Raw genomic sequence first — 26,067 nt, forward strand, 5'->3', positions numbered from 1 at the left:
CGGCACTTGGGCGGCCGACACGCACGTCATGCGCACGGGATCCGCGCCAGCCCCGTCCGGCCGCACGCTCCGCAAGGGGTGGCGTTCGTGGTCGTCGGCCGGTCCTCGCGCGATGTCGTCAGGGGCTCCGGTCACCGGCTCCGGTCACCGGCCGAGGCCAGGCCCAGCCAGGTGTGCGGGTTGCCCTCCCAGCACCAGCCGAGCTTCGGGGCGCCCTTGCTGATCCACAGGGCCGGGACCCTGCGGTCCCCGAAGCGGGTGCCGCCGAGCGAGAAGCATTTGTCCTTGGCCAGCGCCTGGGGGTGTTGGGTGATGAACGCTATGCCCTCCTCCATGGTGAGCGGGGTGCGGCCCCGCTCCGCGATCGCCGCCAGGGCGTCCTGGGGGACGACATTGCAGAACTCCTCGCCGCGGTCGATATCGAAGGCGACGTACCCCTCGCCTTCGGGGAGCGCCAGTTCCTTGAGCGAGACGAACCTCTCCAGCTCGCCCGGGGCGTAGAAGCGCTCGATGACTCCAGGACTCTGCTTCCCCGCGAGGGTGGTCAGCGGTACGGACTCCTCAAGGGGCACAAGCGCCCTGGTGACCACCAGCAGGAACGGCACCCGACCCGCACTGGGCGGCTCCAGCGTCGCCGCCCGCGCGAGAACGGGTGCCCGCAGCGGGTCGACCAGCGTGCGGAACGCGTTCTCCGTCATCCCGGAGAGGGCGGGGTACCCCTTGTCGACAAGCGTCGTGACCTGGCGGTCGAACTCCGAGCCGGCATCAAAATCGGTCATGTGTGGCCTTCCTGGGAACGTGGGAACGGCGGGACGGGGCAAGGAGGTGACGGAGCGTCACGAGAATATTGCTACGAACGTAAACTTAGCCTCGGCGTCATTGGTGCGTCAAGCGCAAATTTACGACGCGTGTAAGATTCCTCCATGGGTATCGAACCGATGGGGCTTCGCGAGTCCAAGAAGCAGGAGACCAGGCAGCTCATCTCCGACCAGGCGACCAGGCTGTTCATCGAGAACGGCTTCGAGGCGACGACGATCGCCGAGATCGCCGTGGCTGCCCGGGTGGCCAAGAAGACCGTCACCAACTACTTCGCCCGCAAGGAGGACTTGGCCTTTGACCACCGCGAAGAGTTCGTCGAGGGCCTCGCCCGTACCGTGTCGGGCCGGGCGGAAGGGGAGTCCGCGCTCGTGGCGCTGCGCCGCGAGTTCCTCGACGGGGTCGAGCGGCACGATCCGGTGATCGGGTTCTCCGGCGAGGTCTTCGCTCGGATGATCGCGGACAGCCCCACATTGCTGGCCCGCTTGCGCGATATGCACGACCAGCGCGAGGCCGCGCTCGCCGAACTCCTCGCCACCGAGACCGGAGCTGCTCCCGACGACATCACTCCCCGGGCGGCGGCAGCACAACTGGGCGGCGTCCACCGAGTCCTGTTCCAGCAGATCCTGGAACTGACCCTCGACGGCTGGAGCAACCAGCGCATTGCCGAAACGGTGACCGTGTCCGCCCAGCGCGGCTTCGACCTGCTGACGGGCTCCCTCGCCGACTACGCCGTGAAGTAACGGCAGGCGGTCGCTACCGCCCACGGTCGCCTGCCGATGACCCCGCCACTCGGTCGCCTGCCGATGACCCCGCCACCGCGCGCCGCCACTGCCCATCCGCCACCGCACACCCCGCTCGCCGGGCCTCTGCCCGACGGACACCTCGCGCGGACGGGCAGCCGCGAAAATCTCGAAAAACACCTGCGGCGGTGGTCTAGGAGGTGGGTGTCCGGGCACCCGGTGAAGCACGCGAGATGCGCGTCGTGGGTTGCGTACCCGCGTTGAGCCACCACTGAGGAGGCGTAGCAATGAGCACGGTGAAGGAGACGGTGGACGTCGAGGTCCCGGTCCACACCGCCTACAACCAGTGGACGCAGTTCGAGGAGTTCCCGAAGTTCATGGAGGGCGTCGAGAGGATCACCCAGCTCGACGACCGGCACAACCGCTGGACCACCAAGGTCGGTGGCGTGCGGCGGGAGTTCGACACCGAGATCGTCGATCAGCTCCCGGATGACCGGATCGCCTGGCGGACGACCACCGGCGACACGCGGCAGAAGGGCCTGGTGAGTTTCCAGCGTCTGGACGAGAGCCACACGCGGGTGGAGCTCGTGATGGACATCGAGCCCACGGGCATGGCCGAGAAGGCCGCCGACATGTCGGGAACCATCGCCCGGCGCATCAAGGGCGATATGCGGCGCTTCAAGTCCCATATCGAGCACCGCGGCGCCGAATCCGGAGCCTGGCGCGGCCGCATCACGCCCGGCTGACCCGGCCCGGCGGCGCGAGGGCCGCACCAACGGACGGCCCCCGGCGGGGAGATGACCCGAGCCGGGGGCCGTTGGCCGACCGATCCGGCCTAGCCGCCCACTTGGGCCGCCGCGGCCGGTTTCGCGGGGCTGCCGGCCACCGCGCTCTTCGGAGGATTCGGGCGGCGGCGGGTGAGCCAGAGCACGAGGGCGGCGCCGGTGATCGCCAGGGCGCCCGCGGTCAGGGCGAGGGTGTTGTGGGCGGTGGCGAACACGGAGTGCAGGGTGTGGCCGAAGGCGCTGCGCGCTCCGGCCGGGGTGGCGGCGAGCAGGGTGTCGGCTCCGCCGCCGGACAGGGTCTGCGCGGTGTTCTCCGGGTCCGGGACCACGTCGTTCAGCGACCGGTTCATGGTGGATACCGTCAGGGTGCCGAAGACTGCGACGCCGAAGGCGTAGCCGAGTTGTTCGAAGGTGCTGTAGGCGCCGCCGGCCATCCCGGCGCGTTCGGGCGGCACGGAGCCGAGGGCGAGGGCCGCGGCGACCTGGAAGACGAGTCCCATGCCGATGCCGCTCAGGGCCAGGCCACCGATCAGGGCGGGCCAGCCGGAGCCGGGGCCGAGGAAGCCTTCCGCCGCCACGCCGAGGCCGGCCAGGAGCAGGCCGAGGGTGGCGCCCAGGCGGGGGGAGGGCTTGGGCATCCATCGCCCGCTCAGTACCGCCACCAGCCCCGCGGCCGCCGCGTGCGGCAGCACGACCAGCCCGGCGCCGATGGGGGAGAGGTGCTGGACGGACTGGAGCCATAGCGAGGTGTAGGGCAGGACCCCGTATACCGCGCCTTCGCCGACCGCGATCGTGATCATTGCGGCGGTGAATTCCGGACGGCGGAACAGCGACAGGTCCAGCAGCGGATGGGTGCTGCGCCGCTGTACGGCCACGAAGACCGCGCAGGCCACCAGCGCCACGGCCAGCGGCACCAGCGTCCCCGCCGAGGCCCAGCCGTGTGCGTGCGAGGCGGTCAGGGCGTAGACGCATCCGCCCGCACCCAGCGCGCACAGCACCACGCCGGGCACATCCAGACGCCGCGTGGCGTCCCGGTCCGGAGTGCGGCGGGGGATGCAGCGGAACGTCATGACCAGGGCGAGAGCGGTCACGGGGACGTTGACGTAGAAGATCCAGCGCCAGTTGAGGGCCTGGGTGAGCAGCCCGCCCAGGATGGGGCCCAACGCGGAGGCACTGGAGGCCACCGCTGCCCACACCCCGTAGGCCAGTCCCAGGCGGCGCCCCGAGTACAGAGTGCTGATCAGCGACAGGGTGGTGGTGAACATCGCCGCCGCCCCCACGCCCTGCACCAGCCGGGCGGCGATCAGCCACCCCATGTCCGGTGACAGCGCGCACGCCACCGAGGCCGACGCGAAGACGAGCAGCCCCACGACATACACCCGGCGCCGCCCGTGCCGGTCGGCCAGCATGCCGGCCCCCAACAGGGCGGCGGCCACGGCGAGCGCATAGCCGTCGGCGACCCACTGAAGCTGTGACAGCGACGAACCCAGGGACCCGGACAGGGACGGCAGTGCGACCAGCACGATGGTGACGTCGATGAGCAGCATGAACGTGCCCAGACAGAGGGCGGCCAACGGCCCCCAGATACGCATGACAAGACCCCCACAAGACGAGGACGGGATGACCCGCTCACCTTCCGGGCCTCGCCACGCGCATCCCAAGCCATACCCTGGACCGCGGAACGATCCGGCACGGAAGTGGGGTACTGCGGTGGATTCCGGCGCTCTGAACGACCTCGACCATCGCCTGCTGGAGGCCTTCCAGCTCGACGGCCGCGCCCCCTTCAGCCACCTCGCCCGCCAACTGGACCTCTCCGAGCGCACGGTCGCGCGCCGCTACCAACGCCTGCGCGGCCTGGGCCTGCGCATCGTCGGCCAACCCGACCCCGCGCGCCTGGGGCTGGTCCGCTGGCTGCTGCGCCTGCACTGCACACCCGACGCCGCCGGCACCATCGCGGCAGCCCTGGCGCGCCGCCCCGACACCAGCTGGGTCACCCTCGCCTCCGGCGGCACCGAGCTCTACTGCGCCGTCAACACCCGTACGGCCGACGAACGCAACGCCCTGCTGCTGCAAAAGCTCCCCCGCACCCCGCATGTGCTCTCCGTCAGCGCCCACTGCATGATGAGGATCTTCGTCGGCGCCACCAGCACCTGGCACGCCACCCGCTTCCGCCCCGCCACCCCCGCCGACCTCGCGGTGGATTCCGGCACCCCCCGCACCCCGCTGGCACTGGACGACACCGACCGCACCCTGTTCACCGAACTGGCCCGGCACGGCCGCGTCACCCTGCCCGAACTGAGCAAGGCCACCGGCCGCTCACCCTCCAGCGTCCAGCGCCACCTCGACCGCCTGCGCACCGAAGGTGCCCTGCACCTCTCCGTCGACTTCGACCCCCAACTCCTCGGCTACCACATGAGTACCCAGCTCTGGCTCAACGTGGCCCCCGCCCATCTGCGCACCGTCGGCGAAACCCTCGCCACCCACCCCGCCATCGCCTTCGCCGCGGCCATCACCGGCACCTCCAACCTCGTCGCCAGCGGCGTCTTCCGCTCCCCGGCCGACCTGTACGACTACATCGACCGGCAGATCGGTCCGCTGCCGGGCATCCGGAGCATCGAAACCGCCCCCACCCTGCGCGAGGTCAAACGCCTGGCCCCGGCCCTCCCCTGAACGGCGGCAGGCCGCGGTTCCGCCCCGTGCCCGGACGCCACCACCCGCGTGAATCACGTCACAACTGGCATGAGGCAGGGGTGGGTTGACCGGTCCGGGCTAGGACTTGCTGCATGACAGCGGCTGGAGTTGACGTGGTGGCCCGCGGGGCGAGCGTGCGCGGCCGGAGAGGTCCGGTGTTCGAGGGGGTGGATCTGGATGTGCCGGCGGGCGGGCTGCTGGCCGCTCACGGCCCGGCCGGTTCCGGGCGTACCTCGCTTCTGCTGGCGCTCGCCGGGCGGATGCGGCTGTCCGGCGGGGCGATCCGGGTCGGCGGGCACGTCCTGCCCGCCGCGGGTGGGCGGGTACGCAGGATGGTCGCCGTCGCCCGGGCCGCGCCCGCGGTCGATCTCGAAGGGCGGCTGCGGGTGCGCGAGGTGATGGCCGAACGCTGCCTGACCAGCCCTGGCGTGACCGAGCGCGGCATCCGCGAGGCCTTCGCGGCCTTGGACATCGCCCCACGAGGGACAGACCTGGTCGAGGACCTCGGCCCGGCCGGCCGGCTGCTGCTGGCGACCGCGCTGGCCCTCGCGGAACGGCCGGGCGCCCTCGTCGTCGACGACGTCGACGAGGGCCTGCCACCCGACGCGCAGGAACCCGTGTGGCAGGCCCTGCAACGGGTCAGGGACCACGGCCCCACCGTGCTGGCCGGCTGCCTCCATCCGCCGCCCCCGCCCACCCCCGGCCTGGTCGCGCTGTTATTGCCCCGACGCAGCCGGGACCGCCTCCCGGCCGGGACGGCCACTGTCCGGAAGGACACCGACACATGAAAGCCGTCAAGCTGGCGCTGCTCGAACTCCGGCGCTTCCGGGGACCGATGCGCCGACTGGTCCCCGCCCTGCTCTGCCTGGTGCCGTTGCTGTACGGCGCCATGTACCTCTGGGCGAACTGGGACCCGTACGGCAAGACGGACCGCATGCCGGTCGCCGTCGTCAACCAGGACCACCTGGCACATGCGCGGCAGGGCAGCCGGGTGAACGCCGGCGACCAGCTGGTCCAGCAGCTCAAGGCGTCCGGCACCTTCGACTGGCACTTCGTCGGTCCGGCCGAGGCACGGGACGGGCTGGAGCACGGCCGCTACCTCTTCACCATCGACATTCCACGCGACTTCAGCCGCAAGCTCGCCACGGGTGCCGACACCCGCCCGCAGCAGGCCGGCATCCGGATCGAACTCAACGATGCCAACAACTACGTCGCCGGCATCATGACCGAGGTGGTGCAGAACAAGCTTCAGGACCAGGTCAACTCCGCCACGCATGCCGCCTATGTGCGCAGCGTCTACGGCGAGTTGTCGGATGTGCGCGACAAGCTGGCCACCGCGTCCGACGGCGCACACCGTCTGGTGGGCGCCACCCGCGTGGCGCAACAGGGCACTTCCACCGTCGCGTCGGCGACCTCCACCCTGCACGACGGTGCCGAGGGCGTCGCCGCCGGGGCGCGGCAGATCGCCCGTGCCACCGGGCAGATCGACGACCTCTCCGGCCGCCTCGACCGGGCCGCCGCCGACCGCCTGCCCGGAGCCCTCTCCACCCTGGTGACCACCGCCCGGCTGACCACCGACGGCCTGGACGCGGTGCACACCGCCACCAGCACCACCCGCAAGGGCACGTCACGTGCCGTGACGGACCTCACCGATCTCGCCGACTCCCACCCCGAGCTACGGGACGACCCCGTCTACCGAACGGCCCTGAGCCACGCCCGCGACCTGGACACGACCGCCACCGACCTCGACGGCCGGGCCGCTGCCGCCGAGAACAACGCCCGGCGCTCCCTCCGTGACGCCGAACGCCTCCAGCACGACGTCGGATCGCTCAGGCGCGATGTGCTGGCGCTGCACACCCCGCTCCGTCTCGTCGACACCGGTTCGCACAGCGCCGCCGACGGTGCGCACGGCCTCGTCGAAGGGCTCGGCACCTTGGAGAAGGGCTCCGGCGCGCTGCGTGCCGCCGCCGACCAGGCGCACGACGGTGCCTCGGACGTCTCCCGCACCGTGGACGACGGACTCCACAAGGTCCCCCGTACCACCCCCGACCAGGTCGCCCACGCCGCGGAAGTACTGGGCACGCCCGTACACATCGACCGGGGAAACCTGCATCCGGCCGGTGTCTACGGACGCGGTCTGGCCCCGTTCTTCTTCGGCATCGCCCTGTGGGTGTTCGGCCTCTTCGCCTACCTGTTGCTGCGCCCGCTCAACACGCGTGCCCTGGCCGGCCGGGTCGGCGCCTTCACCACGGCCGTCGCGGGATGGCTTCCGGCCGCGGTGCTCGGGGCCGTGGGTGCGCTGGTGCTCTACGGCGTCGTCGACCTCGCCCTCGGGCTCAGTCCCGTCCACCGCTTCTGGATGCTCGCGCTCCTGGTCACCGCGGCAGCGGCCTTCGTCGCCGTCGATCACTGCCTGCGCACCCTTTTCGGGGTGCCGGGCGACGTCCTGTCCCTGGTCCTGCTCATCCTCCAGCTCACCGCCTCCGGCGGGCTCTACCCCCTGCCCACCGAGCCGGCCTTCTTCCAGGCGCTGAACCCACTGCTGCCGATGACCTACCTGGTCGACGGACTGCGCGTCACCGTCTCGGGCGGGCTCACCGAGCACCTCCTGCGGGACTTCGTCGTACTCTTCGCGTTCACCGCCGGCTTTCTCGCCGTGACCACACTCGCCGTACGACGCCAACGGGTGTGGACCGTCGGGCGCCTCCATCCCGACGTTTCCCTGTGAGGACAGGTACCGACCGACGACCGTACTGCCCCCGCCTTCCCGTCACCGCCCGCCGCTTCCGCATTCGATTGGACCACCTGATGGCCTCAGCACCGCACCTCGGCACACCTGCCCCTGACTTCACCCTGCCCGGTGGTGTCCTGACCGGCGACAGCTTCGAGCGCCGTGACTACACCCTCTCCCTGCAACGGGGCCGCCCGCTGGTGCTGGCGTTCTATCCGGGCGACGACACCAGCGTGTGCACCAAACAGCTGTGTTCCTACTCCAGTGGCCTCGAGCAATTCCAGGACCAGAACGCGGAAGTCTGGGGCATCAGCCCGCAGGACGTGGACAGTCACGAGCGGTTCGCGCGCAAGCACGACCTGCGGATGCCCCTGCTCGCCGACACCGATCGCCAGGTCACCCGCACCTTCGGCATCGCCGCCCCCGGAATCGGACTGCGCAGGGCGGTCTTCCTCATCGGACCCGACGGCACCCTGCACTGGAAGCACGTGGCGTTGCTCGGTGCCGGCTTCCAGTCCCTCGACACCCTCACCCGGCATCTCGCCGGCATGACCTCCGCCTGACATTCGCCTGAGTCCGTGTGAGTCCGCCGTGGGACCGGTACGCGAGGCGCCCCCGCCCGGTGGGCAGGGGCGCCAAGTGCGGCACGTTCAGCACATCTTGTAGTCGGCTCGCGTGGAGTTGTAGGAGCAGCTGTCGACCGTGCCGCCGGTCGACTTCTTCAGCGTGGCCGAGTCCCGGTCGTTGTTCCACACGTAGGCGCCGCGGCCCTGGTAACGGTGCGCCGCGGTGTTCGTGCCCCTGCCGGTGTGGACGGTGACGGTCTTGCCGGCTCCGAGCGAGTAGGAGCCGAAGGTGTACGTGTGCCGGGAGGCGTCGGTCAGTGTCCAACCGGTGAGGCTGACGGCCCGGCTGGTGGAGTTCTTGATCTGTACGTACTCGGCGTTGAGGCTCGTGGCGGAGCGGGTGTCCGAGCCGGGGCTGTCGTAGTAGATCTTGTAGAGGTGGACGGAGCCGGCTGCCTGTGCGGGCACGGGCAGCAAGGCGGCGCCGGCGCAGGCGGCCGACAGGGCAGCAGCGGCCAGGGTACGAAGACGGAGCATGAGAGTCCTTCTGTGTCAGGCCGGGCACCCCCCACTTCGGGCCCGGCAGGCGCTCAGATTACGGACTCAGTACCGGAAAGGGCATCGACGTTACCCAGTCGCGACATATCAAGACACAACGGTATCGCTCAAAGTTCAACAACCTCTGGGCGCTTGTTCAGGTGCCTGCTCAGGCGCTGCCCTCCGCGGCGGAGTTGACCCAGGCGGCATCGCGGAGCAGGCGCAGACCGTTGAGGCCGACGATGACGGTGGAACCCTCGTGCCCGGCGACGCCGAGGGGCAGCGGCAGAGTGGCGAGAAGGTCCCAGACCGCCAGGCCGGTGATGAAGATGCCGGCGATGACGAGGTTCTGCACCACCAGGCGACGGGCCCGGCGCGAGAGAGCCACCACGGTGGGGATGGTGGCGAGTTCGTCACGGACGACCACCGCGTCGGCGGTCTCCAGAGCAAGGTCGGATCCGGCTCTGCCCATGGCGATGCCGGTGTGGGCCGTGGCCAGGGCCGGGGCATCGTTGACCCCGTCGCCCACGACCAGCACCTTGCGGCCCTGCGCCTCCCAGTCCTTGACCGCGGACACCTTGTCCTGAGGGAGCAGCCCGGCGCGGAACTCGGTGATACCGACCTCGGCGGCCAGATGCGCGGCGGCGCGCTCGTTGTCACCGGTCAGCAATGCCGGCGAACGGCCGGTGAGCTTCTTGAGCGCGGCCACGGTGGCTGCGGCGTCCGGTCGCAGGCGGTCGGCGATGCCCAACACCCCGGCGGGGGCGCCGTCATGCAGGACGAGAACCGCGGTACGGCCCTCGTCCTCCCATGCCTGCACCACGGTGCGGACGGGGTCGGTGCCGGCGAACGGGAGCCGGGCCGGTGATCCCACCTGGACGGTGTGTCCGTCGATGGTGGCGGTGACGCCCTCCCCGGGGATGGAGCCGAAATCGGCGGCGTCGGCGAGGGGCAGGCCACGTTCGCGTGCCGCGTCGACGACGGCGCGGGCGAGCGGGTGCTCGCTGGGATGCTCGGCCGCCGCGGCGAGGGCCAGCAGGCGGTCCTCGCCGAGGCTGGAGCCGGGGAGCGGGCGGATGCCGGTGACCCGGGGGGTGCCTTCGGTGAGGGTGCCCGTCTTGTCCAGGGCGACGGCGTCGATCCGGCCCAGACGTTCCATGACGACGGCGGACTTGGTGAGGACGCCGTGGCGGCCGGCGTTCGCCATGGCCGAGAGGAGCGGGGGCATCGTGGACAGCACCACGGCACAGGGCGAAGCGACGATCATGAAGGTCATCGCGCGCAGCAGAGCGGGCTGCAACGCGGAGCCGAACGCGAGCGGCACGGCGAAGGCGGCGAGGGTCGCGGCCACCATGCCGATCGAGTAGCGCTGCTCGATCTTCTCGATGAACAGCTGCGTGGGTGCCTTGGTTTCGGAGGCTTCCTCGACCATGGTCACGATCCGGGCGATCACCGAGTCCGACGGGTCGCGCTCCACCCGTACGTGCAGGGCGCCGGCGCCGTTGACGGTGCCCGCGAACACCTCGTCACCGGGCCGCTTGGCCACCGGCAGCGGCTCGCCGCTGATGCCGGCCTGGTCGACCTCGCTCGCCCCGCGCAGGACCTGGCCGTCGGCCCCGATGCGCTCGCCGGGCCGGACGAGGACCGTGTCGCCCACCGCAAGGGAGTCCGTCGGGACGCTCTCCTCGCCGCCGCCGGGCAGCAGCCGGGTCGCGGTGGCCGGAGCGAGGTCGAGCAGACCGCGGACCGAGTCCGCGGTGCGAGCGGTGGCGACCGCCTCCAGGGCGCCGGAGGTGGCGAAGATGACGATCAGCAGGGCGCCGTCGAGGAACTGGCCGATGGCGGCGGCGCCGAGTGCGGCGACGACCATCAGCAGATCGACGTCCAAGGTCTTGTCCTTGAGGGCCTTCAGGCCCTCCCACCCCGGCTCCCATCCGCCTGTGAGGTAGACGGCGGCGTACAGCGGACCCCACAACCACCACGAGGTGCCCAGCAGGTCCAGCGGGAGGGCGAGCAGGAACAGCAGCAGCGCGGCCAGCGCCCATCGGGCTTCCGGCAGTGCCAGGACGCGTGTGCGGCGCCGCGACGGTGCCGGGCGAGGTGCGGCAGAGGGCGGCGCGGGCCGCTGATCCAGGACAGAAGGCATGACAAAGCAACCCTTCACGGGCGGACTGGGGCGACGGCACCACCATACAGGAACACCTGAATAGGTCTTCATGTGTCATCGGTATGATGTCCGCATGGGCCACGGAGTCGACACCACCAGCAGCGCCACCACCCGCGAGCGCCTCGACGCGGTCGGCACCGCCGACGTCGCCGCCACCCTCCAGGCCCTCGCCACTCCGTCCCGGCTGCACATCCTCGCCCGGCTACAGGAAGGCCCCTGCTCCGTCAGCGACCTCGCGGCCGCCGTCGACATGGAACCCTCCGCCTGTTCCCACCAGTTGCGCCTGCTGCGCAACCTCGGCCTGGTCACCGGTGAGCGGCACGGTCGCTCGATCGTCTACGCGCTCTACGACAACCACGTCGCCGAACTCCTCGACCAGGCCCTCTATCACGTTGAGCATCTGCGCCTCGGAGTCCGCGACACCCGGGTCGCGGCCCAGGAGCCGGCCGTCGCCGAGTGACCTGACGCCCGGTGAACAGGTCAAGGCGTCACGCCCGGTGGACGGTTCAAGGTGTCAGCACAGTCTTGATCATGCCGTCTTCCTTGGCCTGGAAGGTCTGGTAGGCCTGGGGCCCTTCTTCGAGCGGCAGTGTGTGGGTGGCGAAGTCCTGCACTCCGAGGACGTCCTCGTCGTCGAGGAGGGGCATGATGTCGTCCACCCAGTGCTTGACGTTGGCCTGGCCCATGCGCAGCTGGACCTGTTTGTCGAACAGGGTGAGCATCGGCACGGGGTCGACGGAGCCGCCGTAGACGCCGATGAGCGAGATCGTGCCGCCCCGTCGGACCGCATCGACGGCCGTGTTGAAGGCCGCCATGCTGTCCACACCGGCCCGGCTCAGCACCTTCTCCCCGATCGCGTCGGGCAGCAGGCCGGCGAACCGCTGGGCGGTTCTGGCCAGCGGAGCGCCGTGCGCTTCCATGCCGACCGCTTCGATGACGGAGTCGGTGCCACGCCCCGCCGTGAGACGGCGGATCTCCTCGCCCACGTTGTTGTCGTACTCGTTCAGGTCGAGAGCGTGCACGCCCCGGCTGCGGGCCCGGGCGAGACGTTCGGGTACGAGGTCGACGCCGATGACCTTGCTCGCGCCCTGGTGGAGGGCGATACGGGCGGCCATGTCGCCGATGGGGCCGAGACCGAGAACGGTGACGGATCCGCCGGGTGGGATACCGGCATAGGCGACGGACTGCCAGGCGGTGGGCAGGACGTCGGAGAGGTAGACGAACCGCTGGTCCGGCGGCCCGTGCGGCACCTTCACGGGCAGGGTGTTGCCGAAGGGGACCCGCAGCAACTCGGCCTGACCGCCGGGGACCTGGCCGTAGAGCTTGGAGAACCCGAAGAGCGCGGCGCCCATCCCACGGTCCTTGACCTGCGTGGTTTCGCACTGCGAATGGAGCCCCTGCCCGCACATCCAGCAGGTGCCGCAGGAGACATTGAACGGGACGACGACACGGTCGCCCACCGAGACCTCTGTGACCTCGGGGCCGACCTCCTCGACGATTCCCATCGGCTCGTGCCCGAGGATGTCACCCTCATCCAGGTACGGCCCGAGCACCTCGTACAAGTGCAGGTCGGAGCCGCAGATCCCGGTGGAGGTGATCCGCACGATGATGTCCGTCGGGTCCTTGATCTTCGGGTCGGGAACGGTGTCCACCCGGACGTCGCGTTTTCCATGCCAGGTCAGGGCTCTCATCATCACTCCTTGTGAGTAAGTCTCCTGTCCACCGGCCATGTGGATGCCGGCTGGCCCGCTTTCCACCATGCGACGGTCGGCGCTCCACCGCAGGGCGGGCCCGTGGCGGCCGGACCTCAGGCGTCGTGGCGCCGGCGCCGTTCGCGCGGCTGCGACTGCGGCTCCGATGACCACAACGGTGGCATGAGGCCGATCGCGTCGATGTCGGTGGCGCTCGGAAACTCGGAACGCAGCACGTCCTCGCCGTACAGGTCCTGCACCCAGTTGTCCTGGTAGACGGTGTCGAGGTAGCGCTCGCCGAGGTCCGGGGCGAGGGCCACCGCCGTGAGCCCTCGGGTGTCGTGCCGGGCCAGCCAGTCCGTCGCGCCGCTGACCACCGTGCCGGTCGATCCGCCGAACACGAAGCCGCGTCTGGCCAGTCGACGGCAGGTGCGGATGGTGTCCGCCTCGGCCACCCGTACGACCTCGTCCACATACGACTCGTCGAGCAGCGGCGGACGGACGCTCATGCCCAGGCCGGGGATCATCCTGCGCCCCGGGTTACCGCCGAAGGCCACCGACCCGACACTGTCCACGGCGATGATCTGCACCGGCCGGTGCCAATTCCGGAAGTAGCGGGCACAGCCCATCAGGGTGCCGGCCGTGCCGGCTCCGACGAACAGCAGGTCCAGCTGCGGGAAGGAGCGGGCGATGGCCGGTGCCGTGGTGCGGTAGTGCGCCTTCCAGTTGCTCGGATTGGTGTACTGGCTGAGCCATACACACCGGTCGTCGGAGGCACACAGACTGCGGATGTAGGCGAGCCGTGCGCCGAGGAAGCCGCCTTTGGACTCCTCGTCGGCGACCACGTGCACCTGGCTGCCCAGAGCCTCCATCATCAGCCTGGTCGCCAGGTTGCAGCGGGAGTCCGTCACGCACAGGAACCGGTATCCCTTGCTCGCTGCGATCATGCTCAGCGCCACGCCGAGGTTTCCGGACGAGGACTCGACCAGGACCGAGTCCGGCCTGAGGTCTCCGTCCCGTTCGGCGGACTCCACCATCGCGGTCGCGGCCTTCAGCTTGATCGAGCCGGCGAAGTTGAAGCCCTCACACTTGAGGAACAGCGAGTGCCCGAAGATCGGCCGGAGGTCGACGTAGAGCTCTTCCTCGTTGAACGCGTAAGGCACGGATATGACTGGCACGATGGTCTCCTCATCTGCGGCAGAGCGCCTTCAACAGTCCGTCCGCACGGGGCGGCGGGCTTCGCTCTTCCGGGCGGGACCGTGTGGTCGACCGGGCCGGACGGGGCGCCGTGACAGAGCCGCGGTGTAGTGCGCTGGTCTGCGGCGATGTGGTTGCTGATGGTTCCGGGCGAGGGTTCGGCATGAGCCTCCTTGCCGTGGTGGGCCGAGGTCCGGGCCGCTCATCCGTAGCGGCGCAGTTCGTGGAAGAAGTCGTCGACGATCTGGAGTTCCCCGGACCGGACGACCTCGTCGTAGACGTACTTGCCGACCGCGAGGTCGAGCACTCCGAGGCCGAACGGCGAGAAGACGGCGGGACGGTCCGCCGGCACCGTCACACGGCCGGCCATCACGTCGTCCAGCGTGCCGTGCAGGAAGTTCCGGTTGCCGGTCAGTTGCTCGGTCAGATGCGGGGAGGTGGAGGCCCTCAGACAGTGCTCGATGTCGTCGACGATGTTGGTCGACGCCAGCAGGATCCGCGGGGCGAGGTCGCGCAGCGACACATGTACCACCACCGGGTGGTGAGCGAACCAGGAGATTTCGTCGACATGTGGCTGAGGGGCCACGGTGGCGAAGACCACCAGGTCGCTGGCGCGGATCAGGTCCTCGGCGCTGTCGTGCACGGTGACCCGACCGGTGGTGCCGCGCTGCTCCAGGTAGAGGCGGAAGCCGGCCGCGCTCTCGGCGGACAGGTCGTGCACCCCGATCTCCTCGAACGACCAGCCCGTCCCTTCCAGGAAGGTGTGGATGTAGCGGGCGATCAGGCCCGCTCCGAAGAATCCGACCCGGGTCGGACGCAGGCGCCCGCGGCTGAGCCAGTCGGCTGCCGACGCCGCCGACGCGGCGGTCCTGGTGGCGCTGATGATCGAGCTCTCCAGGCAGGCGAACGGGTAGCCGGTGTCGTAGTTGTTGAGGATCAGCACGGCCGAGGCCCTGGGGATCCCGGCTGCCACGTTCGGCGGGAAGCTGGAGATCCACTTCAGTCCGTCCACCCGTGTCTGTCCGCCGATCGAGGCGGGCAGCGCGATGATCCGGGAGGACGGGCGGTCGGGGAAGCGCAGGAACGAGGAGGGCGGGTTCACCGACTCGCCTGCGCCGTGCAGCCGGTAGGTGTCCTCGACCACTTCCACGATCTGCTTCTCGCGTCCCTCCAGAGCCTTTTGCACCTGGGCTCCTGAGATCACCGCGAAGGACGGCACGGGGCGCGGCTCGGGGGGTGTGGGATGCGTGAGGGTGGGGCGGACGGTGGTCATGGGAGGGTCACCTCCACGGTCGGCGAGCAGTCGGCCAGGCGCACCGGATCGGCCAGCGCCACGACCACGTCCCTCGGTCCTTCGAAGGGCTCCCTGCTGTGCGCGGTACGGACGTTGTCGATGAGCAGAAGGTCACCGGCCTCCCACGGCCGACGGGCGGTATGGGCCTCGTACACCTCGTTGAGCAGCTGCACGACGTCCTCCGTGACGGGGTCGCCGTTGCCGTAGCGGGTGTTGAACGGCAGCCCGTCGGGACCGTATTCGTCGATCAGGTACTCCCGTACTTCGGGAGCCATCGTCCACTCGTTGAGGAACGCGATCTGGTTGAACCAGCAGCGCCGGCCGCTGACGGGGTGGCGCACCACGGCACTGCGGCGTTGTCCGGTGCGCAGTGCGCCATCGGGCTGCCAGGCGCACTCGATGGCGTGGGCGCGGCAGTACTGCTCGATGGCACCCCGGTCCTCGGTACCGAACGCCTGCTCCAACGACGCCCCGATCTCCTCGTTGTAGCTGCGGGTGAGCAGCCACCCCTCCCGCTCGAACCGCTCCGTCAGGGCCGCGGGCAACGCGTCGAGTACGGCCGTCGAGTCGGCCACCGCGGTCGCGCCGCCCTCGGTGGGGGCGCCCAGGCACGCGAACAGCATCAGGCCGGGGAACTCCAGGGTGTAACTCAGCTCGTGGTGCATGCACATCGGCTGGGTCGGCGGCCACTTCGACGAGGAGTACACGCCTTCGGAGTAGGTCTGCCGCAGGGCGAAGGCCTCCCGCTCGGTCACCGGGGCGACGCCCAGGCCCTGAAGAACGGCGCCGACCTCCGCCGGGTCGCGCAGGCCCAGGCCCCGGACCACGACCGAACCGTGCTCGGCCACGACGGCGCGCAGAGCGTCCCGCCGCGCGGCCGCCCAGTTCGCCGCACCGTCGGTGGGCCCGACCCGCAGCATCGGCGGCCTGCCGGGTTCCCGTTCCAGTTCTGGCAGTGAGATCGGGAGTGAGGACAGCATCGTGGTGCTCCTCTCAGTCGCGGCCCGGGAAGAAGCAGGCCGTTCGAGATCGCACAGCACCGCCTGTGCAGCGTCTTTCGCACGGGTTTGCAGGAAGAAGTGGCCGCCGTCCGGCAGCTCGTGGAGGTCAACACGCTCGGCCAGCCGTTGCCAGTCGAGGTACCGCCGCGCGAACCCCGCCGTATGCGGGTCGTCGGCGGCGACGACCACGGTGAGCGGCGCGGACAGCTTCACCGCCGGCGGGCAGTCCACGCTGTCGCCGGGCAGCTGCGCGCCGAGGAACACGCGCCGGACGTCCACCCCGCGCTCCTCCAGGCGCTGGGCCGTCGCCACGGCGAGCGCCGTGCCCGAGGACTGGCCCCACAGCCGGAGCCCGGTCAGACGGAGGCTGACGATCTCGTCGGCGAGCTGCTCGGCCACCTGCGTCATCGGCGCGGTGGGCTCACCCGCCGCGACCGTGCCGGGGGCGGGCAGCGCGACGGCGTAGAGCGCAGGTCCGGTGCCTTGCAGGGCCTCGGCCAGCGTCCGGAACTCGTCCGTGTTCCCGCTGACGCAGGGGAAGCACACCAGGGACCCTGCCTGGGCGTCACCTGCTTCCGACAGGGGGCGCACCATCCCGGGGCGCGGCTCGGCCCCTCCATCGACCTGCCCGGCGAGATCGGCGAGCACCGGGTGGCGGGTGAGGTCCTTGACGGAGACCAGCCGCCCCAGGGTGACCGCGAGTTCCACCGCCGACAGTGAAGTGCCGCCGCGGTCGAAGAAGTTGTCCTGCCGGCCGATCTGTTCCTGCGGGATGCCGAGCACCTTGGCCCACGCCGCGGCCAGCCGCCGTTCCGTCGGTGTGCGCGGTGCGTGGTCGTCGTCCCCGGCCGCGTCGGGTTCCGGGGCGTCGAGTTCCCCGGCGAGCGCCTCCAGCGCCTTCTTGTCGATCTTTCCGTTGGCGGTCAGCGGAAGACTCTCCCGCCAGAGGAAGACGGAAGGGACCATGTACTCCGGAAGCAGCTCGCCCAGCCTGTCCCTGAGGACATCGGCCTCCCGGGCGTGCCGGCCGGAGTAGAAGGCCACCAGCCGTTTGCCGTGTCCCGCCCGTCCGGTGACCACCACAGCCCCGTCACCGACTCCCGGCACGCGGAGCAGCGCGTTCTCGACCTCGCCGATCTCGATGCGGAAGCCACGGATCTTGACCTGGCTGTCCTTGCGGCCGAGGAACTCCAGCTTTCCGTCCGGAAGCCAGCGTCCGTGGTCGCCTCCCCGGAAGAGCCGCTGCCCGGGACGGTGCGGATCCGGCATGAAGGCCGGCCGGGTGCGCTCGGGATCGTTGATGTACCCGCGGCCGACGCAGACGCCGGAGAAGACGATCGCCCCGGGCGCGCCGAGCGGTACCGGTGCCAGGTGTTCGTCCACGACGTAGACGTGCACATTGTTGACGGGGCGTCCGACCGGAACTCGCTCGGTGTCCGGTACCCCGTCCATGACCTCGTGGTTGGTGTCGTCCGAGGTCTCGGTCAGACCGTAGGCGTTGACCAGCCTGATCCCGGGCCGGGTCGTGAACCAGCGGTGCACCAGCTCCTTCTTCAGCGCCTCGCCGGTGACCGACACGCACCGCAGGTCCGGCAGTTCGCGGGGCCGGTGCTCGAGGTAGGACAGCACGACATCGAGGTAGGAGGGGACCACCTGGAGCACCGTGACGCGTCCGTCGGTCACCGTGTCCAGGAAGCGCCGGACGTCCAGCACGGCCGCCTGCTCGACCAGCACGGTCCGACCGCCCACCAGCAGCGCGGAGAGCAGCTGCCACAAGGAGATGTCGAAGCACTGGGGTGCGGTCTGGGCGACCACCTGCCCCTCGTCGACCGCCAAGTCGTCGATCTTGGCGTAGAGATGGTTGAGCATGCCCAGGTGCTCGCACATCGCGCCCTTGGGCTCGCCGGTGGAGCCGGAGGTGAAGTAGATATAGGCGAGCTGGTCCGGGTCGACGCGGACACCGGGATCGCTGTCGGGGTGGTCCGCTTCCCACACGGCGTCGAGGAAGAGGGCGCTGACCCCGGGCACCGACGCGAGGGCCTGGTCGAGGCCGGCGGCGCTGCCGGGTTCGGTCAGCACATGCCGGCACTCGGCGCGCGCGAGCATGACGGCGATGCGGTCGGGCGGAAAGTGCGGCTCGATGGGCAGGTACACACCGCCGGCCTTGAAGACCGCGATGACCGCGGCCATCCACCCCAGATTGCGCTCGGTGACCACCGCGACGACGCCTTCGCGGCGCAGCCCGCCCGCCAGCAGGGCGTGCGCCAACCGGTTGGCATGGACGTTGAGTTCCCGGTAGGTCCACTGCCGGTCCCCGTGCACGGCGGCAACGGCATCCGGGTGCGCCCGCACCCGCTCCTCGAACACTTCGTGGAACCGGCGGTCCGGCAGCTCCCGGCTCGGTCCGGCCAGCCCTTCGAGCTGGAGACGGAGTTCCTCCGCGGACAGCAGGGACTGCCGCCGGTGCTCGGCATCCGGATCGGCGGCGATCAGTGTGAGCGCCGTGCGGTAGTAGCCGCCGACCCTGGCCGCACAGTCCTCGTCGAGCACGTCAGTCCGGTACCGCAGGCGCAGCACACCTTGACCGCCGTCGCGGGAGACGTCCACCCACAGCACCGTGTCGCCCACCGGACCGCCGCCCTCACCGAGGAGGTCGAAAACGGTCTCGGGGGACTCCTCGGCCCGACCCGGCTCCGGTCCGGGCCCGCCGACCGGTTCCTGGCGCACCGGCAGCTCTGCCGCTGCCCGGTGAGCCTCCAGTACGAGGGCCCGCCACGAGCCGGACGCGGTGGTCAGACGGCAGGGCAGCGGCGTGCCGCCCGGCGCGGCGAGGCAGCCGGTCGTGACCTCGTGGTCGCCGGACAGCGCGGCGAGCACTTTGGCGTGCGCGGCCAGCAGCACCGAACTCAGCGGCACCTCCAGCCGGTCCGCCAGCTGACGCAGCGTCGCCAGAAGGGGAGCCGGCAGGACCGTCCCGTGCTCGGCGGTGCCCGGTACCGGGGCGTGGGTCCACCGGGGGATCCTGGTGAACGCGCCGTCGGTCACTGCGCCGCGCCCGTACGCGGCGTCGGCTTCCGTGGATGCTCTCATCGTCACCTACCTCCAGCCTCGCCGGCGTCCCGGCCACCGGTCTCCCGGGCCGGATTTCCGCCCCATTGCGCGTGTGGCGGGACGACCTCGCCCTTCATGAGGAAGGAGTCGGGCGCGAGAACCGCGCCGTCACCCATCGCCACGCCGTAATGGACGAAGGCGCCGACGCCGAGCGTGCAGCCCGAGGCGATCGTGCTGCGGTCGGACTTGAAGGTGCCGTCCTCCTGCGAGTGGCACTGGACGACGCTTCCCGTGTTGAGAGTGCAGCCGTCGCCGATGGTGACCAGCGACCGCTCGGTCAGGTAGCAGCCGTCGTCGAAGACCTTCCTGCCGATCCGGACCCCCAGCAGGCGCCAGATCACGTTCTTGAAGGGGGTGCCGTTGAAGATCAGCAGGTACGACTCCGAGGGCACCTTCCAGAAGCGTTCCCGCCGCCAGAAGCGCAGGTCGTAGATCGAGCAGAACAGCGGGGTCAGCGGATGGAGCGCCGTCACGGCCCGGTCGACCAGCACGAAGAACACGGCGGCGGACAGCACGACCAGGACATTGCCCAGCGCGATCGCCCAGGCGCCGAGGGTGTCGTAGAGCTCGGCGGCGACCGCCACGAGCAGGGTGACCCACAGGAAATAGAGCCACCGCACCAGCAGATAGAGCGCCATGGTGGCGGCGTTGTGCCGGTTCTTGGCGGTGAGACGGCGGCCCAGCTGGTCGCCGCTCTTCAGCTCGTCGAATGTGCTGTCCCGCTGGACCGAGCGCGGAATCTCGAAGCTGGGGGAGCCGAGGAGCCCGACACCCTCCCGCATCTTGCCGTCGACAGGGACCATGACCTTGGTCGCGAGCAGGCAGTTGTCGCCCGTCCTCCCCCGTGAGGGGTAAGTGATCCTGTTCCCCAGGTAGTTGCGCGGGCCGATCGAGGCCCGGGACACCCGGAAGGACGTGTTCGAGAAGTCGGCGTTCACGATCGACAGACCGTCGGCGACCATGGTCCCGGTCCCGACGGAACTCAGGTACGGGGTCTCGTGCTTGAGTTCCGTGCCGAAGTTCGACCCGGTCTGTTCGACCCGGGAGAGGTCGTACCCGAGGCAGCGCCGCAGGTAGTGCACGATGCCGGAGCTGTCTCCGAACAGGCGCGTCAGGAACTTCCGGTTGGTCGTGAGGGCGATGATCCGGTGCACCCCGTAGTGGAAGCCGTACAGCGGATAGACCTTGCCCGGAGTGATGGTCCGGCTGAGCAGACGGGGGACGGTGGCCTGGAAGAGGAGGCCGAAGGGCACGGCAGCGAAGAAGAGCAACGACGCCGCCACGGCGCGCACATAGAACATCCAGTCCGTGAGGGCTGTGGGGCCCGGTTCCAGGACCGCGGTGAGCTGCGGCGCCTCGGCCAGCAGAATGCCCACGCCGCCGACCGCCAGGGGCACGTACACGAGCAGCACGGCCAGCAGCTGCAAGGCGCTGTGGGCCGTCCTTCTCCAGGCGCCGCAACCGGCCGGACCCACAGCCCGGTAGTCGACATCGGCCCGCTGTGCCGGTGACCCGTGCCAGTGCTCACCGTCCGGCACCGCCTGCCCGCTGTGCAGGGACGAGGCATGGCCGAGCTGAGCCCCGTCGCCCAGCGAAGTCCCGATGTCGAGCACGGTGGCCTCGCTGATGACCACGTCCTTCCCGAGCACCACCGCGCCGGTCTGAATCAGGCCGGCATGGGCCCGGTAGCAGCTGAAGAACGAGTCCTTGCGGATGACGGTGCCGTCGCCAACGGTGAGCAGGTCGGTGCACACCGGCAGATTGCGTGAGAAGACCGCGACGTCTCGCCCGATCTTCGCGCCCAGGGCCCTGAGATAGAGCGTGTAGAGCGGCGACCCGACGAACAGGACCAGCGGGTCCGAACGGGTCAGCGTCCTGACGACCCAGAAGCGGACGTACGAGAGGCTCCAGACACGGATCTGCTGGGGCTTCCACCGGCCGATCAGGACCCACTTCACCAGGATCGGCACGGCACACAGCACCAGGAGTCCGACAGCGCCGAACAGGACCGACCGCAGATATACGTCGAAGGTGCCCGGCCCGGCGGCGATCCACGTGTAGCCCCAGGTGCCGATGACCGCGATGAGATACGCATAGCCGAGGAACGTCAGGAGCTGGAGCGCTCCGCACAGGACGTACTCGGGCGTGCTGGCGGGAGCCGGAGCCGGAGCGACGGCCGGACCCGGGGGAGGGGCCGGTGCCTCGACCGGGGGAGAGGGCGCGGGGGCCGCCACAGCCGCCGCCAGGGCATTGATCGTCGGATTCCGGTAGACGTCCTTCATCGAGACCGACGGCAGGTCCGCACACTTCCTGACCCGCGCACAGAAATGCGCCATCACCAACGAGTCGGCGCCCAGGTCGTCGAAGAAGTGACGGTCGGCCGACACCTGCCCCGCACCCATGACCTCCGCCAGAGTTGCGGCGAGGACCTCCGCGAGACCGGTGCTGGGGGCATCGACAACGCCCCGATCGGTTGAGGACTCCGCTGGGTCTGAGGTCAATTCGTTGACCGGCTTTCCGATCATGCGAGCTCCCTGGAGAAGTTCCGGCCACCGTCGTATCCCGCTCCGGCAATCACCCCTGTCCCCTAGCTGCTCGATTCGCGCCGCACGGGCGCGTCCTACGGTGTATTCGATGCTCGCGCGTATATGGATTGGTAAAGAGGGGTTTTTTCTCATATATCGGGATTCTGGTTCGAGGGCTGGACGGGCCGCTGAACCTGTCGCACCGGGTGGAGAGCCCCGGCTCGCGGCCGACCGCTCAGGGATCGGCCCGCTGGGCGCGAGTCGCCGGATGCCCGGCCCGCAGGTGGCTGCGTCGTCTGCGTCGTGCCGCCGTTCCGAGTGCCCGGCGAGGCTCCCGCGCCCCGGAGGGCGGCCGGCTCAGCCGTACGGGCCCCGACCGGCTGCGCGCTCCGTGAGGGGGCGTCAGTGTGAGAGAGCACGGCCGACGCGTGGCAACGCATTCCGGCGCACGCCTTCCCGGAGCCACGGTCTTCACCACATTCAGGATGGGACGGTTCGACGCATTGTGAGGCGCATGTCGCACAGGGCAACGGAGGGGCACCGGCCGCCGGAGCGGTCCGCCGCTGACCGTCGTGTGGACGGTCTGCTCGTGCGGGTTGCCCAGGGTGACCAGACGTCGTTCGCCGGCGTGTACGACGCGCTCGTGGTGCCCGTGATGGGCATGGCCAGCCGGATCCTGCGCGACGAGGCGCAGGCGGAGGAGGTGACGCAGGACGTGATGATCGAAGTGTGGCGGACAGCCGCCCGGTTCCGTCCGGAGCGCGGCGCCGCGAAGTCGTGGGTCCTCACGCTGGCCCACCGGCGAGCGGTGGAACGGGTGCGGTCCGTGCAGGCCAGTACGGACCGTGAACGGAGAGCCGCGCAACTGCACCACCAGACCCCGTTCGACGAAGTGGTGGAGGCCGTCGAGGAGCGGGAGCAACGGGCTCGGGTGTACCGCTGCCTGGCCGGCCTCGGGAAAGTGCAGCGTCTGCCGCTGGTGCTGGCCTACTACCAGGGGCTGACCTACGCGGAGGTCGCCGAAGCCCTGTCCACACCCCCGGGCACGGTGAAGACGCGGATGCGCACCGGACTCCAGAAACTGCGCGCCTGCCTGGGGAGCGGCTGATGACCGCCACCGAGGAGCCGTGCCCGGCCGTCGGCGCCTATGTCCTGCACGCCCTTCCGCCCGCGGAGGAGGCCGCCTTCGAAGACCACCTGGCCGGCTGTGACGGCTGCGCCCGGGAGGTCGCCGCCCTGGAGGACACCGTCGCGTGTCTGGCCGAAGCGGAAGCGGTCACCCCGCCCGCCGCGCTGCGCCGGCGGGTGCTCGACCGGATGGCGACCACCGACCAGGAACACCTGAGGGACGAGGTGCCCGCACTGGGACAGGCGCTCAAGTAGGCGGCGTCGTGTCGTGGCGCGGACCGAACCGCGACGCCGTGCCCGCCCCTTTCAGTCCAGGTCGGACATATCGAGTACGAAGCGGTAGTGGACCTCGTTGCGCCGGAGGCGGTCGAGGGCCTCGTTCACCCGCGCCGAGGGGAGCAGCTCGATGTCGGCGGTGATGCCGTGCTCGGCGCAGAAGTCCAGCATGGCGGCGGTCGCGGGCCTGCCGCCGCTGCCTGCGGAGCTGATTTTCTTGCGGCCCACGAGCAGGTCGGTGGTCTCCACCGTGACCGGGCCGAGGTGCCCGAGGTGGCTGAGAGTGCCGTCCATGGCCACCAGGCCGAGGTAGGGGCCCAGGTCGTGCGGGGCGGAGATGGTGTCGATGACGACGTCGAACCGGTTCCGGGCCGCAGCCATCTGTTCCGGGTCACAGGACGCGACAAGGCCGTGGGCGCCGAGGCGCCGCGCATCCTCGGCCTTGTCCGGCGAGCGGCTCACCACCGTGGTCTCGGCGCCGAGCGCCACGGCGAGCTTGACCGCGAGATGGCCCAGGCCGCCCAGCCCTGCCACGGCGACACGGGTCCGCGGGCCCACGCCGAGCGCCCGCAACGGCTCCCAGACGGTGATCCCCGCACAGAGCAGCGGTGCGGCGGCCGCCGGGTCCAGGCCCGCGGGCAGCGGATAGGCGAACCGGTCGCGTACGACGTACTCGCGGGAGAAGGCCCCCAGGGTGGCCGATCCGTCGTGCCGGTCGGTGCCGCCGTAGGTCAGGGTCGGGAAGGCATGGCAGAAGTTCTCCTGGCCGCCCCGGCACATGGCGCACGCGCCGCACGAGTCGACGATGTTGCCCACCGCCACCGGATCGCCGACGGCGAAGCGGGTGACCTCCGCCCCGGTCGCGGTCACCACGCCCGTGAACTCATGCCCCGGAACCAGGAGGGCGTCTGCCGCGCCGTCCCGGCCGTCGACGGCGTGCAGATCGGTATGGCAGACGCCGCAGTAGTCCACACGGACCGCGAGGTCGTCGGGGCGCAGGTCGCGCCGTTCCAGCGGCGCCCGCCGCAGCGCCCGCGCGGGGCCTGCCGCCTGCCAACCCATGGTGGTCCTCATGCCGACTCCTCACAGACAGACTGTTTGGTCTATTTCAGAGTAGGAGTCGATCGGGGGCCCAGGCAAACCAACTGTTCTGTTTGGTAACGTGCGGGCATGACAGAGCAGCCCCTGACCTCGCGTGGAGCGGCCACATACCGGCGCATCCTCGAGGTGGCGACCCAGGAGTTCGCGGAGCACGGGATCGCCGGCGCCCGCATCGAACGGATCGTGTCCGCCGCCCGCTCCAACAAGGCGCAGCTCTATACCTACTTCGGCAGCAAGGAAGGGCTCTTCGACGCCATCTTCTTCGGCTCCCTCGAGCGGATCGTCAACGTCGCACCGATCGACGCCACCGACCTCGCGGACTGGGCGGTACGCCTCTACGACGAGTACCTCCGCCGCCCCGACCTCATCCGGCTGGCCACCTGGGCGCGCCTGGAGCGACGCCCGGCCGGCCATCTGGTCGACGACCCCGACCGCCTCGACGACGGCAAACTGCGCGCCATCAGCGAAGCGCAGGCCGCCGGGCTGGTCCGCAAGGGAGACCCGTTCGACCTGATGGCCATGGTGATCGCCATGTCCATGGCCTGGTCACCGGTCAGCAACGTCTATGCCGCGACCGCCGAGGAGCCCGACGCACTGCACGACCGTCGCCGGGCCCTGCTCCGTGAGAGCGTCCACCGCGCGATGGCAGCCGACTGAAGCGTCCGGTCCGGATTATCGGCCCCCCACGGCCCCGCCGATACGGTCCCGTTGGTACGGCTCATGACGTGGTGGCCGCCGGGCCGAGCGACGGGACTGCTCACTGCGCCCATTTCGGTACCCAGGTCTCGGCGTCGCACCGGCCGGACCGTAGGGAGCCCAGGTAGGTGCGAAGCGTGGTGAGCGCGGGGTGCGGGTTGTCGCCGCGCCAGATCAGCGAGTGCGGGTAGACCGGTGTCGGGTCGTGCACGGCGATGCGCCGCAAGTCGTGGTCGGCGGGCCAGACGAGGCGGGTCTGATCGCCGACGAAGGTCGCCAGCACCGAGGAGTCGGCGATCGTGTCGAGAAGCGGCTCGGTGCCGAAGTCGGGTCCGGTCACCTCGATGGTGAGCCCGAACGCGGCGGCGAGGTCGTCGTAGTAGGCGGCCCATTCCGTACCGGCGACGATGCCGGGCATCCAGATCCGGTGCCCGGCGAGCTGGGCGGGCGTGACCGCGCGGGCGGCGGCGAACTCGTGGGCCGGTCCGGTGAGGAGCTGGACGGGCTCGTCGTGGACCCGGGCGGCCTCGATGCCGTCGGGCAGCTGCCGCGCGGGCAGGGTGACGGCGCGGAACGACGCGTCGATCGTGCCGGACCGGACAGCGGCGATGGCGGCGTCGGCGTCGAAGAGCGTCACGACGTCGAGTGCGGTCTCGGGGTGCGCACGGTGGAAGCCGCGCAGCAGACCTGCCGGCGCGAGCCGCCGTCCGATCACGTCGATCCGCAGCGCACGACTGCCGGGCCGCACGGAAGCGGCCGCCCGCTCCTCGGACTGGAGGAGGTCGCGGGCGTGCGGCAGGAACGCCTGCCCGTCGATGGTGAGCCGGGCTCCGCGCGCGCCGCGGGTGAACAGCCGCACACCGAGGTCCTTCTCCAGCGCGGCGATGCGCTTGGAGACGGCCTGCTGGGTGATCGACAGGTCGGCGGCGGCTTCCTGGAATCGCCCCCCGTCCACTACGGCGACGAAGGTGCGCACGGCATCGAGATCCACGCCGACACCCTAGTTGCACA

21 protein-coding genes and 1 pseudogene are annotated in these 26,067 nt (G+C 70.4%); 10 read left to right on the top strand and 12 right to left on the bottom strand.

The annotated features are described in order from the left end of the window. Positions 1–131: 131 nt before the first annotated feature. The gene (locus M8I34_RS21410) at positions 132–779 is read right to left on the bottom strand and encodes a DUF5701 family protein (RefSeq protein WP_250051296.1); all 648 of its coding nucleotides are present in this window, start codon (positions 777–779) and stop codon (positions 132–134) included. A gap of 144 nt (positions 780–923) precedes the next feature. Here M8I34_RS21410 and M8I34_RS21415 point away from each other — a divergent pair, with 144 nt between their 5' ends. Then, positions 924–1,559: a TetR/AcrR family transcriptional regulator gene (locus M8I34_RS21415; protein WP_250051298.1), complete on the top strand. Its 636-nt coding sequence runs from the start codon at positions 924–926 to the stop codon at positions 1,557–1,559. Between the two features lie 287 nt (positions 1,560–1,846). Beyond that, on the top strand, positions 1,847–2,305 hold the full coding sequence (locus M8I34_RS21420; protein ID WP_250051300.1) for an SRPBCC family protein: 459 nt from the start codon (positions 1,847–1,849) through the stop codon (positions 2,303–2,305). An 89-nt stretch (positions 2,306–2,394) separates the two neighbouring features. Here the strand turns inward: M8I34_RS21420 and M8I34_RS21425 are convergent, their stop codons facing one another. Further along, positions 2,395–3,936: a DHA2 family efflux MFS transporter permease subunit gene (locus M8I34_RS21425; RefSeq protein WP_250051311.1), complete on the bottom strand. Its 1,542-nt coding sequence runs from the start codon at positions 3,934–3,936 to the stop codon at positions 2,395–2,397. Between the two features lie 118 nt (positions 3,937–4,054). On the opposite strand from M8I34_RS21425, the gene M8I34_RS21430 reads away from it, so the two are divergent. The 4 genes from M8I34_RS21430 (at position 4,055) to M8I34_RS21445 (ending at position 8,329) form a co-directional block, all read left to right on the top strand. Beyond that, the gene (locus tag M8I34_RS21430) at positions 4,055–5,014 is read left to right on the top strand and encodes an Lrp/AsnC family transcriptional regulator (protein ID WP_250051313.1); all 960 of its coding nucleotides are present in this window, start codon (positions 4,055–4,057) and stop codon (positions 5,012–5,014) included. A gap of 113 nt (positions 5,015–5,127) precedes the next feature. After that, the gene (locus tag M8I34_RS21435) at positions 5,128–5,823 is read left to right on the top strand and encodes an ATP-binding cassette domain-containing protein (RefSeq protein WP_250051315.1); all 696 of its coding nucleotides are present in this window, start codon (positions 5,128–5,130) and stop codon (positions 5,821–5,823) included. Next, entirely contained in the window at positions 5,820–7,763 is a 1,944-nt protein-coding gene (locus tag M8I34_RS21440) for a YhgE/Pip family protein (RefSeq protein WP_250051317.1), read from the top strand. Before M8I34_RS21435 ends, M8I34_RS21440 begins: the two co-directional genes overlap by 4 nt. 80 nt (positions 7,764–7,843) lie before the next feature. Continuing rightward, positions 7,844–8,329 (top strand): peroxiredoxin, encoded by a 486-nt coding sequence (locus M8I34_RS21445; RefSeq protein WP_250051319.1) that lies wholly within the window; start codon positions 7,844–7,846, stop codon positions 8,327–8,329. 87 nt (positions 8,330–8,416) lie between these two features. Here M8I34_RS21445 and M8I34_RS21450 read toward each other — a convergent pair whose 3' ends face one another. Beyond that, complete coding sequence (locus M8I34_RS21450) at positions 8,417–8,869, bottom strand: lamin tail domain-containing protein (protein WP_250051321.1); 453 nt, start codon at positions 8,867–8,869, stop codon at positions 8,417–8,419. 169 nt (positions 8,870–9,038) lie between these two features. Continuing rightward, entirely contained in the window at positions 9,039–11,015 is a 1,977-nt protein-coding gene (locus M8I34_RS21455) for a heavy metal translocating P-type ATPase (protein ID WP_250051323.1), read from the bottom strand. Between the two features lie 94 nt (positions 11,016–11,109). Here M8I34_RS21455 and M8I34_RS21460 point away from each other — a divergent pair, with 94 nt between their 5' ends. Then, on the top strand, positions 11,110–11,496 hold the full coding sequence (locus M8I34_RS21460; RefSeq protein ID WP_250051324.1) for a metalloregulator ArsR/SmtB family transcription factor: 387 nt from the start codon (positions 11,110–11,112) through the stop codon (positions 11,494–11,496). 46 nt (positions 11,497–11,542) lie between these two features. Here the strand turns inward: M8I34_RS21460 and M8I34_RS21465 are convergent, their stop codons facing one another. From M8I34_RS21465 to M8I34_RS21485, 6 genes and pseudogenes are all read right to left on the bottom strand, one after another. Continuing rightward, entirely contained in the window at positions 11,543–12,727 is a 1,185-nt protein-coding gene (locus M8I34_RS21465; RefSeq protein ID WP_250051326.1) for a zinc-dependent alcohol dehydrogenase, read from the bottom strand. A 116-nt stretch (positions 12,728–12,843) separates the two neighbouring features. Continuing rightward, positions 12,844–13,905 carry a 2,3-diaminopropionate biosynthesis protein SbnA gene (gene sbnA / locus M8I34_RS21470; protein ID WP_250051327.1) on the bottom strand — a complete coding sequence of 354 codons (1,062 nt, stop codon included), beginning with the start codon at positions 13,903–13,905 and terminating at the stop codon, positions 12,844–12,846. Positions 13,906–14,126: 221 nt separating this feature from the next. Then, the gene (gene sbnB / locus M8I34_RS21475) at positions 14,127–15,197 is read right to left on the bottom strand and encodes a 2,3-diaminopropionate biosynthesis protein SbnB (protein ID WP_250051329.1); all 1,071 of its coding nucleotides are present in this window, start codon (positions 15,195–15,197) and stop codon (positions 14,127–14,129) included. Further along, positions 15,194–16,198, bottom strand: coding sequence for a TauD/TfdA family dioxygenase (locus M8I34_RS41670; protein ID WP_308372521.1), 1,005 nt, complete (start codon positions 16,196–16,198; stop codon positions 15,194–15,196). The genes sbnB and M8I34_RS41670 overlap by 4 nt, the downstream gene beginning before the upstream one ends. Before the next feature lie 282 nt (positions 16,199–16,480). Continuing rightward, positions 16,481–19,309, bottom strand: a pseudogene (locus M8I34_RS21480) (amino acid adenylation domain-containing protein); the annotation flags it as partial. Positions 19,310–19,311: 2 nt separating this feature from the next. Further along, positions 19,312–21,855, bottom strand: a complete 2,544-nt coding sequence (locus tag M8I34_RS21485) for a Pls/PosA family non-ribosomal peptide synthetase (protein WP_374210958.1) — start codon at positions 21,853–21,855, stop codon at positions 19,312–19,314. Positions 21,856–22,369: 514 nt separating this feature from the next. Between M8I34_RS21485 and sigK the strand changes: the two genes are divergently transcribed. After that, the gene (gene sigK / locus M8I34_RS21490; protein ID WP_250051340.1) at positions 22,370–22,963 is read left to right on the top strand and encodes an ECF RNA polymerase sigma factor SigK; all 594 of its coding nucleotides are present in this window, start codon (positions 22,370–22,372) and stop codon (positions 22,961–22,963) included. Beyond that, positions 22,963–23,238 (top strand): zf-HC2 domain-containing protein, encoded by a 276-nt coding sequence (locus M8I34_RS21495; protein ID WP_250051342.1) that lies wholly within the window; start codon positions 22,963–22,965, stop codon positions 23,236–23,238. Before sigK ends, M8I34_RS21495 begins: the two co-directional genes overlap by 1 nt. Positions 23,239–23,289: 51 nt before the next feature. On the opposite strand, the gene M8I34_RS21500 is transcribed toward M8I34_RS21495, so the two are convergent. Further along, a complete protein-coding gene (locus tag M8I34_RS21500) occupies positions 23,290–24,333 on the bottom strand; it encodes an NAD(P)-dependent alcohol dehydrogenase (protein WP_250051344.1) in 1,044 nt (347 codons plus the stop codon). A gap of 96 nt (positions 24,334–24,429) precedes the next feature. On the opposite strand from M8I34_RS21500, the gene M8I34_RS21505 reads away from it, so the two are divergent. Next, positions 24,430–25,017, top strand: coding sequence for a TetR family transcriptional regulator (locus tag M8I34_RS21505; RefSeq protein ID WP_250051346.1), 588 nt, complete (start codon positions 24,430–24,432; stop codon positions 25,015–25,017). 100 nt (positions 25,018–25,117) lie between these two features. On the opposite strand, the gene M8I34_RS21510 is transcribed toward M8I34_RS21505, so the two are convergent. Further along, positions 25,118–26,047 (bottom strand): LysR family transcriptional regulator, encoded by a 930-nt coding sequence (locus M8I34_RS21510; RefSeq protein ID WP_250051348.1) that lies wholly within the window; start codon positions 26,045–26,047, stop codon positions 25,118–25,120. Positions 26,048–26,067 lie beyond the last annotated feature (20 nt).

Source organism: Streptomyces sp. MCA2, from assembly GCF_023544705.1.
Taxonomy (GTDB): Bacteria; Actinomycetota; Actinomycetes; order Streptomycetales; family Streptomycetaceae; genus Streptomyces; species Streptomyces decoyicus.

What these genes read in the sequence shown, in the direction of transcription:
- M8I34_RS21435 (WP_250051315.1), top strand. Translation starts at nt 5,128, where the DNA reads ATGACAGCGGCTGGAGTTGACGTGGTGGCCCGCGGGGCGAGCGTGCGC.
- M8I34_RS21445 (WP_250051319.1), top strand. Translation starts at nt 7,844, where the DNA reads ATGGCCTCAGCACCGCACCTCGGCACACCTGCCCCTGACTTCACCCTG.
- M8I34_RS21440 (WP_250051317.1), top strand. Translation starts at nt 5,820, where the DNA reads ATGAAAGCCGTCAAGCTGGCGCTGCTCGAACTCCGGCGCTTCCGGGGA.
- M8I34_RS21425 (WP_250051311.1), bottom strand. Translation starts at nt 3,936, where the DNA reads ATGCGTATCTGGGGGCCGTTGGCCGCCCTCTGTCTGGGCACGTTCATG.
- M8I34_RS21455 (WP_250051323.1), bottom strand. Translation starts at nt 11,015, where the DNA reads ATGCCTTCTGTCCTGGATCAGCGGCCCGCGCCGCCCTCTGCCGCACCT.
- M8I34_RS21485 (WP_374210958.1), bottom strand. Translation starts at nt 21,855, where the DNA reads ATGATCGGAAAGCCGGTCAACGAATTGACCTCAGACCCAGCGGAGTCC.
- M8I34_RS21450 (WP_250051321.1), bottom strand. Translation starts at nt 8,869, where the DNA reads ATGCTCCGTCTTCGTACCCTGGCCGCTGCTGCCCTGTCGGCCGCCTGC.
- M8I34_RS21420 (WP_250051300.1), top strand. Translation starts at nt 1,847, where the DNA reads ATGAGCACGGTGAAGGAGACGGTGGACGTCGAGGTCCCGGTCCACACC.
- M8I34_RS41670 (WP_308372521.1), bottom strand. Translation starts at nt 16,198, where the DNA reads ATGCTGTCCTCACTCCCGATCTCACTGCCAGAACTGGAACGGGAACCC.
- M8I34_RS21505 (WP_250051346.1), top strand. Translation starts at nt 24,430, where the DNA reads ATGACAGAGCAGCCCCTGACCTCGCGTGGAGCGGCCACATACCGGCGC.
- M8I34_RS21460 (WP_250051324.1), top strand. Translation starts at nt 11,110, where the DNA reads ATGGGCCACGGAGTCGACACCACCAGCAGCGCCACCACCCGCGAGCGC.
- M8I34_RS21500 (WP_250051344.1), bottom strand. Translation starts at nt 24,333, where the DNA reads ATGAGGACCACCATGGGTTGGCAGGCGGCAGGCCCCGCGCGGGCGCTG.
- M8I34_RS21465 (WP_250051326.1), bottom strand. Translation starts at nt 12,727, where the DNA reads ATGAGAGCCCTGACCTGGCATGGAAAACGCGACGTCCGGGTGGACACC.
- M8I34_RS21410 (WP_250051296.1), bottom strand. Translation starts at nt 779, where the DNA reads ATGACCGATTTTGATGCCGGCTCGGAGTTCGACCGCCAGGTCACGACG.
- sbnB (WP_250051329.1), bottom strand. Translation starts at nt 15,197, where the DNA reads ATGACCACCGTCCGCCCCACCCTCACGCATCCCACACCCCCCGAGCCG.
- M8I34_RS21415 (WP_250051298.1), top strand. Translation starts at nt 924, where the DNA reads ATGGGTATCGAACCGATGGGGCTTCGCGAGTCCAAGAAGCAGGAGACC.
- sigK (WP_250051340.1), top strand. Translation starts at nt 22,370, where the DNA reads ATGTCGCACAGGGCAACGGAGGGGCACCGGCCGCCGGAGCGGTCCGCC.
- M8I34_RS21495 (WP_250051342.1), top strand. Translation starts at nt 22,963, where the DNA reads ATGACCGCCACCGAGGAGCCGTGCCCGGCCGTCGGCGCCTATGTCCTG.